General features: G+C 61.2%; 10 protein-coding genes. 7 read left to right on the top strand and 3 right to left on the bottom strand.

Features of this window, described 5'->3' with window-relative positions; all coding sequences use genetic code 11:
- Positions 1-278: 278 nt before the first annotated feature.
- Both ABWL43_RS04900 and ABWL43_RS04895 read right to left on the bottom strand, forming a co-directional pair.
- Positions 279-1,070 carry a transporter substrate-binding domain-containing protein gene (locus tag ABWL43_RS04900; protein WP_404486970.1) on the bottom strand — a complete coding sequence of 264 codons (792 nt, stop codon included), beginning with the start codon at positions 1,068-1,070 and terminating at the stop codon, positions 279-281.
- Positions 1,071-1,234: 164 nt separating this feature from the next.
- The gene (locus ABWL43_RS04895) at positions 1,235-1,468 is read right to left on the bottom strand and encodes a hypothetical protein (RefSeq protein WP_106579552.1); all 234 of its coding nucleotides are present in this window, start codon (positions 1,466-1,468) and stop codon (positions 1,235-1,237) included.
- Between the two features lie 219 nt (positions 1,469-1,687).
- Here ABWL43_RS04895 and ABWL43_RS04890 point away from each other — a divergent pair, with 219 nt between their 5' ends.
- Genes ABWL43_RS04890 through ABWL43_RS04875 form a run of 4 tightly spaced genes read left to right on the top strand, consistent with a single transcriptional unit; the run spans position 1,688 to position 7,988 of the window.
- Entirely contained in the window at positions 1,688-2,854 is a 1,167-nt protein-coding gene (locus ABWL43_RS04890) for an efflux RND transporter periplasmic adaptor subunit (RefSeq protein ID WP_404486968.1), read from the top strand.
- Positions 2,851-5,946, top strand: coding sequence for a multidrug efflux RND transporter permease subunit (locus ABWL43_RS04885; protein ID WP_106579554.1), 3,096 nt, complete (start codon positions 2,851-2,853; stop codon positions 5,944-5,946). Before ABWL43_RS04890 ends, ABWL43_RS04885 begins: the two co-directional genes overlap by 4 nt.
- 10 nt (positions 5,947-5,956) lie before the next feature.
- Positions 5,957-6,634 (top strand): heavy metal response regulator transcription factor, encoded by a 678-nt coding sequence (locus ABWL43_RS04880; RefSeq protein ID WP_053254480.1) that lies wholly within the window; start codon positions 5,957-5,959, stop codon positions 6,632-6,634.
- Positions 6,624-7,988: a heavy metal sensor histidine kinase gene (locus ABWL43_RS04875; protein WP_404486965.1), complete on the top strand. Its 1,365-nt coding sequence runs from the start codon at positions 6,624-6,626 to the stop codon at positions 7,986-7,988. The genes ABWL43_RS04880 and ABWL43_RS04875 overlap by 11 nt, the downstream gene beginning before the upstream one ends.
- Positions 7,989-8,913: 925 nt before the next feature.
- Here ABWL43_RS04875 and ABWL43_RS04870 read toward each other — a convergent pair.
- Positions 8,914-10,038 (bottom strand): IS481 family transposase, encoded by a 1,125-nt coding sequence (locus ABWL43_RS04870; protein WP_262207404.1) that lies wholly within the window; start codon positions 10,036-10,038, stop codon positions 8,914-8,916.
- Positions 10,039-10,480: 442 nt separating this feature from the next.
- Between ABWL43_RS04870 and ABWL43_RS04865 the strand changes: the two genes are divergently transcribed.
- The 3 genes from ABWL43_RS04865 (at position 10,481) to ABWL43_RS04855 (ending at position 14,938) form a co-directional block, all read left to right on the top strand.
- Positions 10,481-11,803, top strand: a complete 1,323-nt coding sequence (locus tag ABWL43_RS04865; protein ID WP_404486962.1) for an OprD family porin — start codon at positions 10,481-10,483, stop codon at positions 11,801-11,803.
- Between the two features lie 87 nt (positions 11,804-11,890).
- Positions 11,891-13,384 carry a diguanylate cyclase gene (locus ABWL43_RS04860; protein ID WP_404486960.1) on the top strand — a complete coding sequence of 498 codons (1,494 nt, stop codon included), beginning with the start codon at positions 11,891-11,893 and terminating at the stop codon, positions 13,382-13,384.
- 60 nt (positions 13,385-13,444) lie between these two features.
- Positions 13,445-14,938, top strand: a complete 1,494-nt coding sequence (locus ABWL43_RS04855; protein ID WP_404486958.1) for a diguanylate cyclase — start codon at positions 13,445-13,447, stop codon at positions 14,936-14,938.
- Positions 14,939-14,998 lie beyond the last annotated feature (60 nt).

Below are 14,998 nucleotides of genomic sequence, written 5' to 3'. Positions count from 1 at the left end.
TGCCACGGCTTGCACCGCATCGCGGGCTGCGCCTTGCAGGGTGTTGATCACGCGCTGGACTTCATTGGTCGATTGCTGGGTGCGCTGTGTCAGCGATCAATCGCGCGCGGGTCCGGCTTGGTGCGCACTGACTGATACTCCACCGTCGCCCCTTCCCGGGTCACCGGCGTGGCATAAGCGCGCTCGTAATTATTGGAGGAGTCGGCAGGTCGTCGACGCTAAGCGCGCCCATGGGGCGAACACTGATCCCGCTCATGTTCCGCGCAATTAATCAGCCATCACTGGTCGGAAGGCGGCTCGTTCAGATTGTAGGGCTGCACGATGCGCTGGTATTCACCGCTCTGGCGCAGTTGTTCAAGCGCACGGTTGAGGTCCTGGCGCAAGGCGGTGTCCGGTTTGCGCACCGCGATGGCCGCGCCGTCACCCAGCAGTTCGGCCGACACAACAGGACCCAGGAAGTCGAAATCCCGACCCTGCGCGGTGTCGAGCAGTGCCGTGCGGATTTCCACCGTGCCTTGCAGCGTCGCATCGATATGGCCGGCCACCAGGCTGCGCGTCAATTCGTCATTGAGCCAGAAACTCTTGATGATGACGCCCGCTGGCGCCCACTTGATTCGAGCAAAGGCTTCGCGGTTGCTCCCCAGCAGCACGCCGACCCGCTTGCCCCTGAGCGACTGCAGTGTCGGCATCAGGCCGGAGGTCTTGCGCCCTACCAGCCGAGTGGTGAACGGGTACAGCGTATCGGTGAAGTTCACCCATTGGCGCCGCCTGGAGGTGGGCGCCATGCCCATGATCGCATCGAACCGTCGGCCCTCAAGCGCAGGAAAACTCTCCATCAGCACCTGATCAACCCAGGTACAACGCACACCGAGTTGCTGGCACAACGCGTTTCCCAGGTCGATATTGAGCCCCACCAGTTGATCGTGCTGGTTGCGGCTTTGGAACGGCGGGAATTGCGCGGCGACCGCGAAACGGATCTCGCGCCGTGGTTCGTCAGCTGTTGCAGGTGTGCAGAAAACAGCGACCAGCAGGGATAAGGCAGGCGCAACACAGACACGTATCGAAACCACAAGGTACGTCCTTTTCCGGAAAGTCCAGCCTCACCACGCCCCGGCGCATTCCACCTGGGCGAAGCAAATGCTGTGCAAGCTTTCAAGAAACGGTCGTGCACCTGCAATCAGAAACGTCAGCGAGCGATGTAAGGCAATGCCGACAAATACGTGACCGATTACTCTCAGCGTTTACCCATCGAACGACGAGTGCCCGGCGGTGCCATACCTGGCGACTTGGTATGGCCGTTTTTGGCGCCATTTTTGTACCAAGGCTGGGCCGCATTCTTGGCCCCGGCCAGTTCACCCGGCTTGAACGGAAACTTGAACGCCGGGATCTCGGCTTTTTCAACGCTTTCAGCGCTGGCCGGATCGACGAGGTCGGCCGCTTCAACAGGGGATTGTGTCGGGGAAGTCATGGAAGCTCCGGGGCATGCAGAAAATGAGGCGGCGGCCGGCTTGCGGGCCGCGCTGGCGCGCAGTATACCTGCGCGCCCCGGATCTTTAACCACCGCCTGTACGAATGGTCTGCCTTTACTGACAGCGCTGTCAGTTAGCAGTCACCGTGCTGACCGGGTCGGCGGGCTATAAAGAAAGCATCTTAACTTTCCCACCCCTTTGCCCCGGCGCCTCACCCCATGCACATTCAACGAAAAACCGCCCTGACCGTGGGTGTCCTCGTGGTAGTGGCGATTGCAGCCTGGGCCGTGACCCGGCCCGCCAAGACCAAACTGGCGGCGCCGAGCGCAATCCCGGTGCGGGTGGTGAGCGTCGTGCAACAGGACATTTCCCGCTTTGTCAGCGGCATCGGCTCGGTGCTGTCGTTGCACAGCGTGGTGATCCGCCCGCAAATCGACGGCATCCTCACCAAGTTGTTGGTCAAGGAAGGCCAACTGGTCAAAACCGGCGACCTGCTCGCCACCATCGATGACCGCTCAATCCGCGCGAGCCTCGACCAGGCCAAGGCGCAACTGGGGGAAAGTCAGGCGCAACTGCAAGTGGCATTGGTCAACCTCAAGCGCTACAAGGAATTGAGCATCGACGACGGCGTGTCAAAACAGACCTACGACCAGCAACAAGCCTTGGTCAACCAGCTCAAAGCCACGGCGCAAGGCAACCAGGCTGCCATCGACTCCGCTCAGGTACAGCTTTCCTACACCCAGATTCGCTCTCCGGTGACAGGTCGCGTCGGCATTCGCACGGTGGATGAAGGCAACTTCCTGCGCATGAGCGATACCCAGGGATTGTTCTCCGTGACGCAAATCGACCCGATTGCGGTGGAGTTCTCACTGCCGCAACAAATGCTGCCGACCCTGCAAGGCCTGATCGCATCGCCGACTCAAGCCAGCGTCGATGCCTACATGGGCGCCGACACCGACGGCCAGACCGGCGACTTGCTCGGTGAAGGCCACCTGAGCCTGATCGACAACCAGATCAGTTCCACCACCGGCACGCTGCGCGCCAAGGCCGAGTTCAAGAATGCTTCGCAGCGCCTGTGGCCGGGGCAACTGGTGACCATCAAGATCCAGACCGCCCTCGACAAGAACGCCCTGGTGGTGCCGCCGACCGTGGTGCAGCGCGGCCTGGATGCGCATTTCGTGTACCGGGTCAACGGTGACAAGGTCGAGATTGTGCCGGTGCAAATCGCCTATCAGGACAGCGACGTGAACATCATCAAGGGCGTGCAGGCCGGTGATGTATTGGTCAGCGACGGCCAGTCGCGGCTCAAGGCCGGCGCCCAGGTCGAGGTGCTCAAGGAGCCGCCACAAGCCATCCAGACGGTAGACGCCAAGGTGCAGCCATGAGCGGCAGCCGTTCGCCGTCGGCCTGGTGCGTCGACCACCCGGTCGCCACCCTGCTGCTGACCTTTGCCTTGGTGCTGCTGGGGTTGATTGCCTTCCCGCGCTTGGCCGTCGCCCCACTGCCAGAAGCGGAATTTCCGACGATCCAGGTCACCGCGCAGCTGCCCGGCGCCAGCCCGGACACCATGGCATCGTCGGTGGCCACCCCGCTGGAGGTGCAATTCAGTGCCATCCCCGGCATGACGCAAATGACCTCCAGCAGCGCCTTGGGCTCCAGCCTGCTGACGCTGCAATTCACCCTGAACAAAAGCATCGATACCGCCGCGCAGGAAGTGCAAGCGGCGATCAACACCGCCTCCGGCAAGCTGCCCAGCGATATGCCAAGCCTGCCGACCTGGAAGAAGGTCAACCCGGCGGACAGCCCGGTGCTGATCCTCAGCGTCAGTTCCGACAGCATGCCCAGCACCGAACTCAGCGACTACGTAGAGACCTTGCTGGCCCGTCAGATCAGCCAGATCGACGGCGTCGGCCAGATCAACATCACCGGCCAGCAGCGCCCGGCGATTCGCGTACAGGCTTCGCCCGACAAACTCGCGGCGATTGGCCTGACCCTCGCCGATGTGCGTCTGGCTATTCAGCAATCGAGTTTGAACCTGGCCAAGGGCGCGATTTACGGGGAGAACAGCGTGTCGACCCTGTCGACCAACGACCAGCTGTTTCACCCGGATGAATACGGCCAGTTGATTGTTTCCTACAAGAACGGCGCACCGGTTCAACTGCGTGATATCGCCAAAGTCATCAACGGTTCGGAAAACGCCTACGTACAGGCCTGGTCGGGCGACACGCCCGGCGTGAACCTGGTGATTTCGCGCCAGCCCGGCGCCAACATTGTCGAAACCGTGGACCGCATTCAAGCCGAGCTGCCGCGCCTGGAAGGCATGTTGCCGGCCTCGGTGCAGGTCAGCGTGTTGACCGACCGCACCAAGACGATTCGCGCCTCGTTGCATGAAGTGGAAGTGACGTTGCTGATTGCCATCTTGCTGGTGGTGGCGGTGATGGCGCTGTTCCTGCGTCAATTGTCGGCGACGATGATCGTGTCCAGCGTGCTCGGCGTGTCGCTGATCGCCAGTTTTGCGCTGATGTATGTACTGGGTTTCAGCCTGAACAACCTCACGCTGGTGGCGATCGTAATCGCCGTGGGCTTTGTGGTGGACGACGCCATCGTGGTGGTGGAGAACATTCACCGCCATCTGGAGGCGGGCCTCGATAAACGCGAAGCGGCGATCAAGGGTTCCGGCGAGATTGGCTTTACGGTGGTGTCGATCAGCTTCTCGCTGGTGGCGGCGTTTATTCCGCTGCTGTTCATGGGCGGCGTGGTCGGACGGCTGTTCAAGGAGTTTGCGCTGACGGCCACCTCGACCATCCTGATTTCGGTGGTGGTGTCACTGACGCTGGCGCCGACGCTGGCCGCGCTGTTCATGCGCGCGCCCACCCATCACGCCCACGACAAACCCGGTTTCAGCGAACGCCTGCTGGCCGGCTACGCGCGCAACCTGCGTCGCGCGTTGGCCCATCAACGCACGATGGCGGCGATCTTCATGGTGACCCTGGCCCTGGCCGTGGTCGGCTACATCTTTATCCCCAAGGGTTTCTTCCCGGTGCAGGACACCGGCTTCGTGCTCGGCACCAGCGAGGCCGCGGCCGACGTGTCGTACCCGGACATGGTCGCCAAGCACAAAGCCCTGGCCGAGATCGTCAAGGCCGACCCGGCGGTGGAAGCGTTTTCCCACTCGGTGGGCGTGACCGGCAGCAACCAGACCATCGCCAACGGCCGCTTCTGGATCGCCTTGAAAGACCGCGGTGATCGCGACGTGTCCGCCAGCCAGTTCATCGACCGCATCCGCCCGAAACTGGCCAAGGTGCCGGGCATCGTGCTGTACCTGCGCGCCGGCCAGGACATCAACTTAAGCTCCGGCCCGAGCCGCGCCCAGTACCAATACGTGCTCAAGAGCAACGACGGCCCGACGCTGAACACCTGGACCCAGCGCCTGACTGAAAAACTGCGCGCCAACCCGGCCTTTCGCGACCTGTCCAACGACCTGCAACTGGGCGGCAGCATCACCCACATCAGCATCGACCGCCAGGCCGCCGCGCGCTTCGGCCTGACCGCCACCGATGTCGACCAGGCGCTGTATGACGCCTTCGGTCAGCGCCAGATCAACGAGTTCCAGACCGAAATCAACCAGTACCAAGTGGTGCTGGAACTCGACACCCAGCAACGCGGCAAGGCCGAGAGCCTGAACTACTTCTACCTGCGCTCGCCGCTGACCAACGAGATGGTGCCACTGTCGGCGCTGGCCAAGGTCGACCCGCCCACCGTGGGGCCCTTGTCGATCAGCCATGACGGCATGTTCCCGGCCGCCAACCTGTCGTTCAACCTTGCGCCTGGCGTGGCGTTGGGCGATGCGGTGATCATGCTTAACCAGGCCAAGAACGAAATCGGCATGCCGTCCACCATGATCGGCACGTTCCAGGGCGCGGCCCAGGCGTTCCAGAGTTCGCTGGCCAGCCAGCCCTGGCTGATCCTTGCGGCGCTGGTGGCGGTCTACATTATTCTGGGTGTGTTGTACGAGAGTTTCGTGCACCCGCTGACGATCATCTCGACCTTGCCTTCAGCAGGCTTGGGCGCGCTGATCATGCTGTGGCTGCTGGGCCAGGACTTTTCGATCATGGCCCTGATCGGCCTGGTGTTGCTGATCGGTATCGTGAAGAAGAATGGCATCCTGATGATCGACTTTGCCCTGGACGCCCAGCGCGTGCGCGGGCTGCCGCCCGAGGAGGCGATTTATGAAGCCTGCGTCACGCGGTTCCGGCCGATCATCATGACCACCCTCGCCGCCCTGCTCGGCGCGGTACCGCTGATGCTCGGCTCCGGCCCGGGCGCGGAGTTGCGCCAGCCGCTGGGGATTGCGGTGGTCGGCGGCTTGCTGGTGAGCCAGGCGCTGACGCTGTTCACCACGCCGGTCATATACTTGTACCTTGAGAAGTTTTTCCACAGGCCCAAACCAGCGCTGGCGCTGGCGACCACACACTGAAGGCGGGGTCATGCGCGTCCTGATTATTGAAGATGAAGAAAAAACGGCGGACTACTTGCACCGTGGCCTGACGGAACAGGGCTACACCGTCGATGTGGCGCGTGAAGGCGTCGAGGGCTTGCACCTGGCGCTGGAGAACGATTACGCGGTGATCGTGCTCGACGTGATGCTGCCCGGCCTCGACGGCTTCGGCGTGTTGCGCGCGCTGCGGGCGCGCAAGCAAACACCGGTGATCATGCTCACCGCACGCGAGCGCGTGGAAGACCGCATTCGCGGCTTGCGTGAAGGCGCCGACGACTATTTGGGCAAACCGTTTTCGTTCCTCGAACTGGTGGCGCGCCTGCAAGCGCTAACCCGCCGCAGCGGCGGGCATGAGCCGGTGCAGGTCACCGTCGCTGACTTGTGGATCGATTTGATCAGCCGCAAGGCCAGCCGCAACGGCCTGCGCCTGGACTTGACCGCCAAGGAGTTTTCGCTGCTCAGCGTATTGGCGCGGCGCCAGGGTGAAATCCTCTCGAAAACGGCAATTGCCGAGATGGTCTGGGACATCAATTTCGACAGCGACGCCAACGTCGTCGAAGTGGCGATCAAGCGCCTGCGCGCCAAGCTCGACGGGCCGTTCGAGCACAAACTGCTGCACACCATTCGCGGCATGGGGTATGTGCTGGAGAACCGCAGTGTCGGCTAACTCCATCGCCCTGCGCCTGAGCGGCATGTTCACGCTGGTGGCGCTGCTGATCTTCGTGTTGATCGGCGGCGCGCTGTACCAGCAAGTGGACCGCGGCCTTGGGTTGTTGCCGGGCGCCGAGCTGGATGCGCGCTACAGCGTGCTCGAATCCTCGGTGAACCGCTTTGGCACGCCGGACCATTGGGCGAAAATCACCGCCAAACTGAAATTGCTCGGCGAGGAAGACAAGCGCATCCGCTTCTGGGTGGTGAGCAGCGATCCGAACTACGAGTACGGCAACCCGGATGCGCAGATCCGCGCGTTCGCCGCAGGGCCGACCGGTAAGCGCGACTTGCGCCTGCCGGGGCGCGAGTACCCGTTCAAGGTGTTGGTGAGCCAGTTCGCGGCGAAAGAACAGCGCCCGCCGCTGCGCTTTATGATCGCCATCGACACTGAAAACTTCCGCGCGACTCAGCACCAGTTGCTGGTGGCGTTGATTGGCCTGGCGTTTGTCGGCGTGGTGCTGGCGGCGCTGTTGGGGTTCTGGGTGTCGCGCATCGGCCTCAAGCCGTTGGGCAAACTCTCGGATGAAGCGCAGAAGCTTGCGCCGCCCAAGCTCTCGGGGCGCTTGCAACTGTCGCCGTTGCCGCCGGAGCTGAGCCAGTTCGTCAATTCATTCAACTCCACGCTGGATCGGGTGGAACAAGCTTATTCGCGCCTGGAATCGTTTAATGCCGATGTGGCCCATGAGCTGCGTTCGCCGCTGACCAACCTGATCGGCCAGACGCAGGTGGCGCTGACGCGCGGGCGTTCGGCCGAGCATTATTTCGAGGTGCTGCAATCCAATCTTGAAGAGTTGGAGCGGCTGCGTTCGATCATCAATGACATGCTGTTTCTCGCCAGTGCTGACCAGGGCAGCAAGGCCACCAAGCTGATCGAAAGCTCCCTGGCGGATGAAGTGGCGACCACGCTCGACTACCTGGATTTCATCCTCGAAGACGCCCAGGTTCAAGTGCGGGTGCGTGGCGATGCGTTGGTGCAGATCGAGAAAGCTCACTTGCGCCGCGCGTTGATTAATCTGCTCAGTAATGCCGTGCAGCACACCGCGGCGGGGCAGGTTATTGAGGTGGATATTGAGGTGCAGGAACATCAGGTGGCGATTGGGGTGACCAACCCTGGGGATGCGATTGCCAGTGAGCATTTGCCGCGGCTGTTCGAGCGGTTTTATCGGGTAGATGCGTCGCGCAGCAACAGCGGGGCGAATCATGGGCTGGGATTGGCGATTGTGAAGGCGATCGCTTTGATGCACGGCGGGGATGTGTTTGTGCGCAGTGAGGGTGGGGGAAATACGTTTGGCATAACCCTGCCGGTGTAGGGGGTGGTTTGCTGGGGGTATATCCGTTATTTGGGTGATGGCCGCTTTGGGGTTCCGCCCTTACGGCGGGTCACTTTTGAAAAGAGCCCAAAAGTAACCAAAAGGCTCTTGCCCCACCACTCGGCACCTCGCTTAGGCTCGGTGTGCCCTCACTCCGGCCAGCGTGGTTTAACGGGGCGCCTAAGATCAAGATCAAAATCTACAGCACGGCGGCCTAGTAGCCGACCTGAGTGGTAGAAGCAAAACCGAGGCGGCCTGACAGCCGACCTGAGTGGTAGAAGCAAAACCGAGGCGGCCTGACAGCCGACCTGATTTTGGAAGCTGAACTCAATCAAATGTGGGAGCTGGCTTGCCTGCGATGGCATCAACTGGTTATGCCTGACACACCGAGTTGTCTGCATCGCAGGCAAGCCAGCTCCCACAGAAAAGCAAAGCAGTGCGGTGGTGGAGGCTGAACTCGGTGAAATTGTGGGAGCGGGCTTGCTCGCGAAGCCAGTGTGCCAGTGACACATGAGCTGACTGACCCACCGCATTCGCGGGCAAGCCCGCTCCCACATTTGGAGCTCAGTACATCAGATAGAGGTGTGTTGATCTGCTGTTGCCCTGCTTTTGCTTCTACCACTCAGGTCGGCTACTAGGCCGCCGTGCTCTGCTTTTGATCTTGCTTTTGATCTGACAGGCCCCGTCAACCACGCTGGCCGAACGCAGGCTTGAATCCGTGGGTAACCCGGCAGGACGCCGGGTTAGCCGTGTTGGGCCATGGATGGCCCGTCGCGGCGGCCCACGGATTCAAGCCGGAGTGAGGGCATGCCGAGCCTAAGCGAGGCACCGAGTGGTGGGGCAAAGACCTTTTGGTTACTTTTGGGGCGTTTGCTGTACGGACCGGACACATGGTGGACACATGTGCGGGGACATGGTTGACACATTATGAACCATAGTCAGGTTTGCTCATGTCGATCGTTCGTAGGAAGTGGTGGCAGAAGTAGACGTCAAAGAGCCCGTCACTTTCAGGGTTGGGTCGAACTGCGATGTGCTGCCCAACCAGCCCCTTGGCGATGCTGAAATAACGTTTCTGAAAGCGAAATCGGCTGTGATAAACCTTGGCCAGCACATCATCCGGCCCATATTCAAATTCCGATAGCTGCTGCGGATAAGCCCAAGGGCTTGCTCGGTACCGGTCCATAGGCACCTTGTAATCCAGTGCTTGGTGAGGGCGTTTTAAGTTATAGACCTCACGCCATTGATCAAACGCTGTTTGAGCATCCTTGATCGTAGAGAATTGACGCCCATCAAGCACCTCCGCTTTGAGTGAACGATGAAAACGTTCAATCTTTCCATTGGTTTGAGGGTGGTAAGGACGACTGAAGCTGATCCTGATCCCCAAGCGAATCAACCAGATACTTAGTTCTGTGATTTCCCCAGGGTTGCGTGGCGAGCCCCATGGTGGTCCATTGTCAACGTTGATGCGAGCCGGTAACCCAAAGCGCTGAAATACCTCGATCATCTTTTCCTTCACCGTGATTCCACGCTCGTTATCACAAGCTTGAATCGCCAAATTGAATCGTGAGTGATCGTCCAACAACGTCAGGGGATGGCATCGGCCTTCTTGTGTCGGGAAGTGCCCTTTGAAATCCATCTGCCAAAGATCGTTAGGTGCATCGTGTTCAAATCTCAGCTTTGCTTCTTGTTCCTTCTGAACAAGCTGAATCAGCCCGCATCGGTGCAAAACATTGGTGACGGTGCTAGGAGCAATCTGCTTTTTCAAAAGGCTGCTGATTGTGCGTCCGCCCCAAGCGGGATGTGCTTGCCTAAGCGCTATGACCTGCGCCTCCAAAGCTGGCGCGGTTAGCTTTGGGCTAGTCGCAGGTTTTCGGGATTTCTCTTGCAGCCCAGACTGCCCATGCATTTCATAGCGTTTCAACCACTTATAGGCCGTTTGCGGACTGATGCCGAACCGTCGACACAGCTCTCGTTTATTGCTGCCGGGTTGCCGTGCTAAGGCAATGAACTCTTCTTTCAGGCTCATGGTATCTCTCGTGTCCCAGGGCATGATGGCTTTCCGGCGAAGTTGGCTCGCCAAAAGTGTCCACCATGTCCCCGCACACCCGTCAACCATGTGTCCGGTCCGTACAGGGCGTTTGCCAAAAGTGACCCGCTGTAAGAGCGGAACCGCCAGCCGCCGTTACCGCAGCAACGGATATGTACTCACTCCCCCTACAAAAGCCCCCCGCGACTGTTGCAATTTGGGCAACAGTCATTATCTTGTTACACTCTGTACCGCACCGCTCACCTGCGCTAATTTGACGCACCGTTGAGCGCGACGGCAACCACAGCTTCCCGCTCACCCAAATTTCCCTCGACTTATTTCCAGGGCTCTACACTGGGAATCTGTTCAAAGCCGCTGACTTCAGCGGCTTTTTTTTGCGGTAAAAAAAGGCCAGGCACACCCCCACGACATTGGCCGCTTACGATTGACCAAAGGAGCTCCACCGGTGAAGAACTCGCTGACGTTCACCCCGCTATTCCTAGCGATTGCAACAACGATCGCCCCCCTGGCCCAAGCGGCAGACACCACCCCCGCCGACGGTTTCGTCAACGGCGCAAGCCTCAAGATCAACACCCGCAATTACTACATGAACCGCGACCGTCGCGACATCCACACCGATGACAGCAAGGAATGGGGCCAAGGCTTCATCGGCACCTTCGAATCCGGCTACACCCAGGGCACCGTCGGCCTCGGCCTGGACCTTAACGCCATGCTCGGCCTCAAGCTCGACGGCGGTGGCGGCACCGACGGCTCCAGCATCCTGCCGTATGGCAGCGGCAACGGCAAAGCGCCCGGCTCGTTCTCCACCGCAGGCGGCACCTTGAAAATGCGCGCCTTCGACACCGAGCTGAAAGCCGGCGACCTGTTCCTCAACAACCCGGTAATCGCCGGCGGCATGACCCGCATGCTGCCGCAGGATTTCCGCGGCGTAAGCCTGACCAACCACAGCTTCGACGGCTGGATGCTTGAAGGCGGCCAGGCCAGCTTCACCAAGCTCTACAACCAGAGCGGCCACCGGCGCATCGGCACCAGCTACGGCGCGCTGCCAGACCACGCCGACAGCCAGCACCTGAACTGGGCCGGTGTGTCGTTCAGCGCCATCCCGGGCGTCACCAGCAACCTGTACGCTTCCGAACTCAAGGACGTGTGGCACCAGTACTACTACGACCTGGATTACACCTACGCGCTGAACGACCTGGTCAGCCTCAACCCCGGCCTGCACTACTACCACACCCAAGACACCGGCCGGTCGCTGCTGGGCAGCATCGACAACAACACCTACAGCCTGCATTTCACCGTGGGCGTGGGCAACCACAGCCTCACCGCCGCCTACCAGCGGGTCAACGGCAACACGCCGTTCGACTACATCAGCCAGGGCGACAGCGTCTACCTGGACAACTCCCAGCAATACTCGGACTTCAACGGCCCCAACGAGCGCTCGTGGAAACTCAAGTACGCCTATGACTTCGCAGGCCTGGGCATGCCAGGGCTGACGTCTGCCGTTTCCTACATCAGCGGCAAGACCGACCTGACCAAGGTCGACCCCAACAGCCGTGGCTACAGCGCCTGGTACAGCGCCGATGGCAAGGACGCCAAACACTGGGAGCGCGACATCGATTTGAAGTACGTGGTGCAAGGCGGCAAAGCCAAGGACTTGGCCGTGCGCCTGCAATGGGCGACCAACCGCGGCGGAAATGGCTACGCGGCGGTGGATCGGGATGTGGACGAATACCGGGTGATCGTGGACTACCCGATCAATGTGTTCTAACCCGCCAATCTTTCTTTTTTAGCCCATGCCCTAATTTTCATCGCGTAGAACTAAACTGCCAGTATCTTATCTGTTGAAGTCTGCGCGATGAGTCAACTCCGCCCTCCTTCTTTACCTGCACGCTCGGAGCTTTTGCTGATTCTGGGCAGTAGCCTGACCGTCACCCTGATTGTGATTATCGTCGCGGCGCTGCTGAACCGCGAACACGCCAGCACCGTCCAGGCCGCCCAGCGCGCGACCACCAACATCACCCAACTGATCAATGCTGACGTGCTGCGTAACGTCGAGCTCTATGACCTGGCGCTGGAGGGTCTGATCAAGGCCACCACCCGCAAGGACCTGGCGCAGGCGTCACCGGACATCCGGCACATGGTGCAGTTTGACCAGTCCACCGCAGCGCCCTTCAAAGGCGAAGTGCTGTTGCTGGATGCCAACGGTGCAGTGGTTGCCGACTCCTCGACGCTGTGGCCAACGCCACGCAATTTCGCTAACCGCGATTACTTCCAGGCGCATCGACAGAATGCCCAGGCCGGCCTGTTTATCAGCCGCCCTTTCAGGATTCGCTGCAACTGCGATCAAGTCTGGCGCATCGCATTCAGTCGCCGCGTCACGGGGCCGGACGGCGAGTTTGCCGGTGTCGCGGTGGCAACGATGCGCCTGGCGTATTTCGATCAATTGTTCAACCGCCTCACCATCGGCAATGGCAGCTCGGTGAACCTGCTGAACAACCAGGGGATTCTTCTCGCCCAGCAGCCGTTGCTGGAGCGCGACATGATCGACAGGGACCTCAGCGATCGGCCCAACTTCAAACGCATACTGCGCGAAGGCGAAGGCAGCTTTCGGGCGATCTCGGCCATCACTGGCAGCGAGCGTTTGTACACCTTCACCAATGTCGGTGAATTACCGCTGATTGTGGTGGTGGCGCTGGCCAGCGAAGACGTGTTCGCCCCGTGGAAACGCGCCGCGCTGCTCACCAGCGGCGCCACCGGCGTGCTCTGCATTGGCCTGTTATGGCTGACCTGGATGCTGCGCCGCGAACTGCGCCGTCGCTATCGCGCCGAGCAAGTGCTGTCGGAGCTGGCCGCCACCGATGACCTGACCGGCCTGGCCAACCGTCGCACTCTGGACCAGCGACTGCGCCTGGAATGGGACCGCGCGCAGCGCTCCACCGAGCCACTGACGCTGTTGATGATCGACGTAGACCATTTCAAGGCTTTCAACGACCGCCACGGCCACCACGGCGGTGATGAGGCACTGCGCACGGTCGCCCAGGTGATCGCCAACAACATCCGTCGTCCCGCCGATCTGGCCGCGCGGTATGGCGGGGAAGAGTTTGCGGTGGTGCTGCCGGACACCGACGCCAAGGGCGCCTGGGTGATCGCCGAGCATATCCGCAGCGGCGTCGAGCACCTGCCGCGCGTCGCCGGCGCTGAACAGCCGATCACCGTGAGTATCGGCATGAGTACCTGGGATAAACGCAGTCACCTGTCACTCGAGACGCTGCTGTTGCACGCGGATCAGGCACTGTATGAGGCCAAGCACAGTGGGCGAAACCGGATTGTGGAGGCCACCGGGCCCTGACCTGCTGCAACGCCGTACACGGACTACGCTAATGGCATCCTCGACGCAGAAGTACGCCCGATGAGCCCGAGCCTTTCTCGCTCTACACGTCGCCCGGAACGCCTGCTGATCCTTGGCAGTGTCCTCACGGCCCTGCTGATCGTGGCGATCGTGGCGGTGCTGCTGATTCGCGAACACGCCAATACCCTGCAGACCGCCACGCGCACCGCGAACAACATCACCCAACTGATCGACGCCGATGTACTGCGCAACGTCGAGCTCTATGACATGGCCCTCAAGGGCCTGATCGCCGCCACCGAGCGCAACGACCTGCAAAGCGTCTCCGCCGATATCCGCCATCTGGTGCAGTTCGACCGCTCCGCGGCCGCGCCCTACAAGGGCGACATCCTGCTGCTGGACGCCAATGGCGAGGTGATCGCCGACTCGTCCCTGCTCACGCCCAAGTCCGGCAACTTCGCTGATCGCGATTATTTCCAGGTGCAGCGCAAAGACCCCGACATCGGGCTGTACATCAGCCGCCCGTTCATGGCGCGCTGCGTGTGCGACGACCAATGGCGCATTGCGTTCAGCCGCCGCGTTTCCGGGCCGGACGGGCGCTTTCAGGGGGTGGCGGTGGCCTCCATGCGCTTGTCTTATTTTCACCAGCTGTTCAGCAGCCTGAATATCGGCAGCAACAGCACCATCAACCTGATCAACCAGCAGGGCATTCTGCTGGCGCAGCATCCCATGCTCGAAGTGGACATGATCGACAAGGACCTGAGCCAGCAGCCAAATGCCGGGCGCATGCTCAAGGAGCGCGATGGCAGCTTTCGCGGCGTCTCCAGTGTTGACCACCGAGAGCGGCTGTACAGCTTTTCCACGGTCGGCAATTTGCCGCTGATCGTCGCGGTGGCACTGTCCACCGATGAGGTATTTGCCCAATGGAAACGCGCGGCCTTGCTGATCAGCCTGGCGACGGGCGTGCTGTGCATCGGTCTGCTGTGGCTGAGTTGGATGCTCAGCAACGAGCTGCGCCGCCGCCACCGCGCCGAGCAAGTGCTGTCAGAACTGGCAGCCACCGATGCGCTGACCGGCCTGGCAAACCGTCGCATCCTCGATCAGCGCCTGCGCCTGGAATGGGACCGCGCGCAACGCTCGACCGAACCGCTGACGCTGCTGATGATCGACGTGGATCACTTCAAGGCCTTCAACGACCGCCATGGTCACCACGGCGGTGACGAGGCTCTGCGCACGGTGGCCAGGGTCATTGAAGACAACATCCGCCGCCCGGCTGACCTGGCGGCGCGTTATGGCGGGGAGGAGTTTGCCGTGGTGCTGCCGCACACCGACGCCAAAGGCGCCTGGGTGATCGCCGAGCATATCCGCAGCAGCGTGGAGCACTTGCCACGGTGTGCCGGCGCCGAACGGCCGATTACGGTGAGTATCGGCATGAGTACCTGGGACAAACGCAGCCGCGTATCGCTGGAGGCATTGTTGCTGAGCGCGGATCAGGCGCTGTATGAGGCCAAACACAGCGGGCGCAACCGCATCGTGGATGCCGCAGCCTTTCCCTGAAGAGCCTGCCACCTGGGCCACTCAGTCACCGCTCGCCGCACCGTCAGCTAGGGTTTGATC

Origin of the sequence: Pseudomonas sp. HT11, from assembly GCF_044875395.1 — a bacterium.
Lineage (GTDB): Bacteria > Pseudomonadota > Gammaproteobacteria > Pseudomonadales > Pseudomonadaceae > Aquipseudomonas.
The sequence above is the reverse complement of the archived record's forward strand: the minus strand, read 5'-3'. Positions and strand labels throughout refer to the sequence as shown.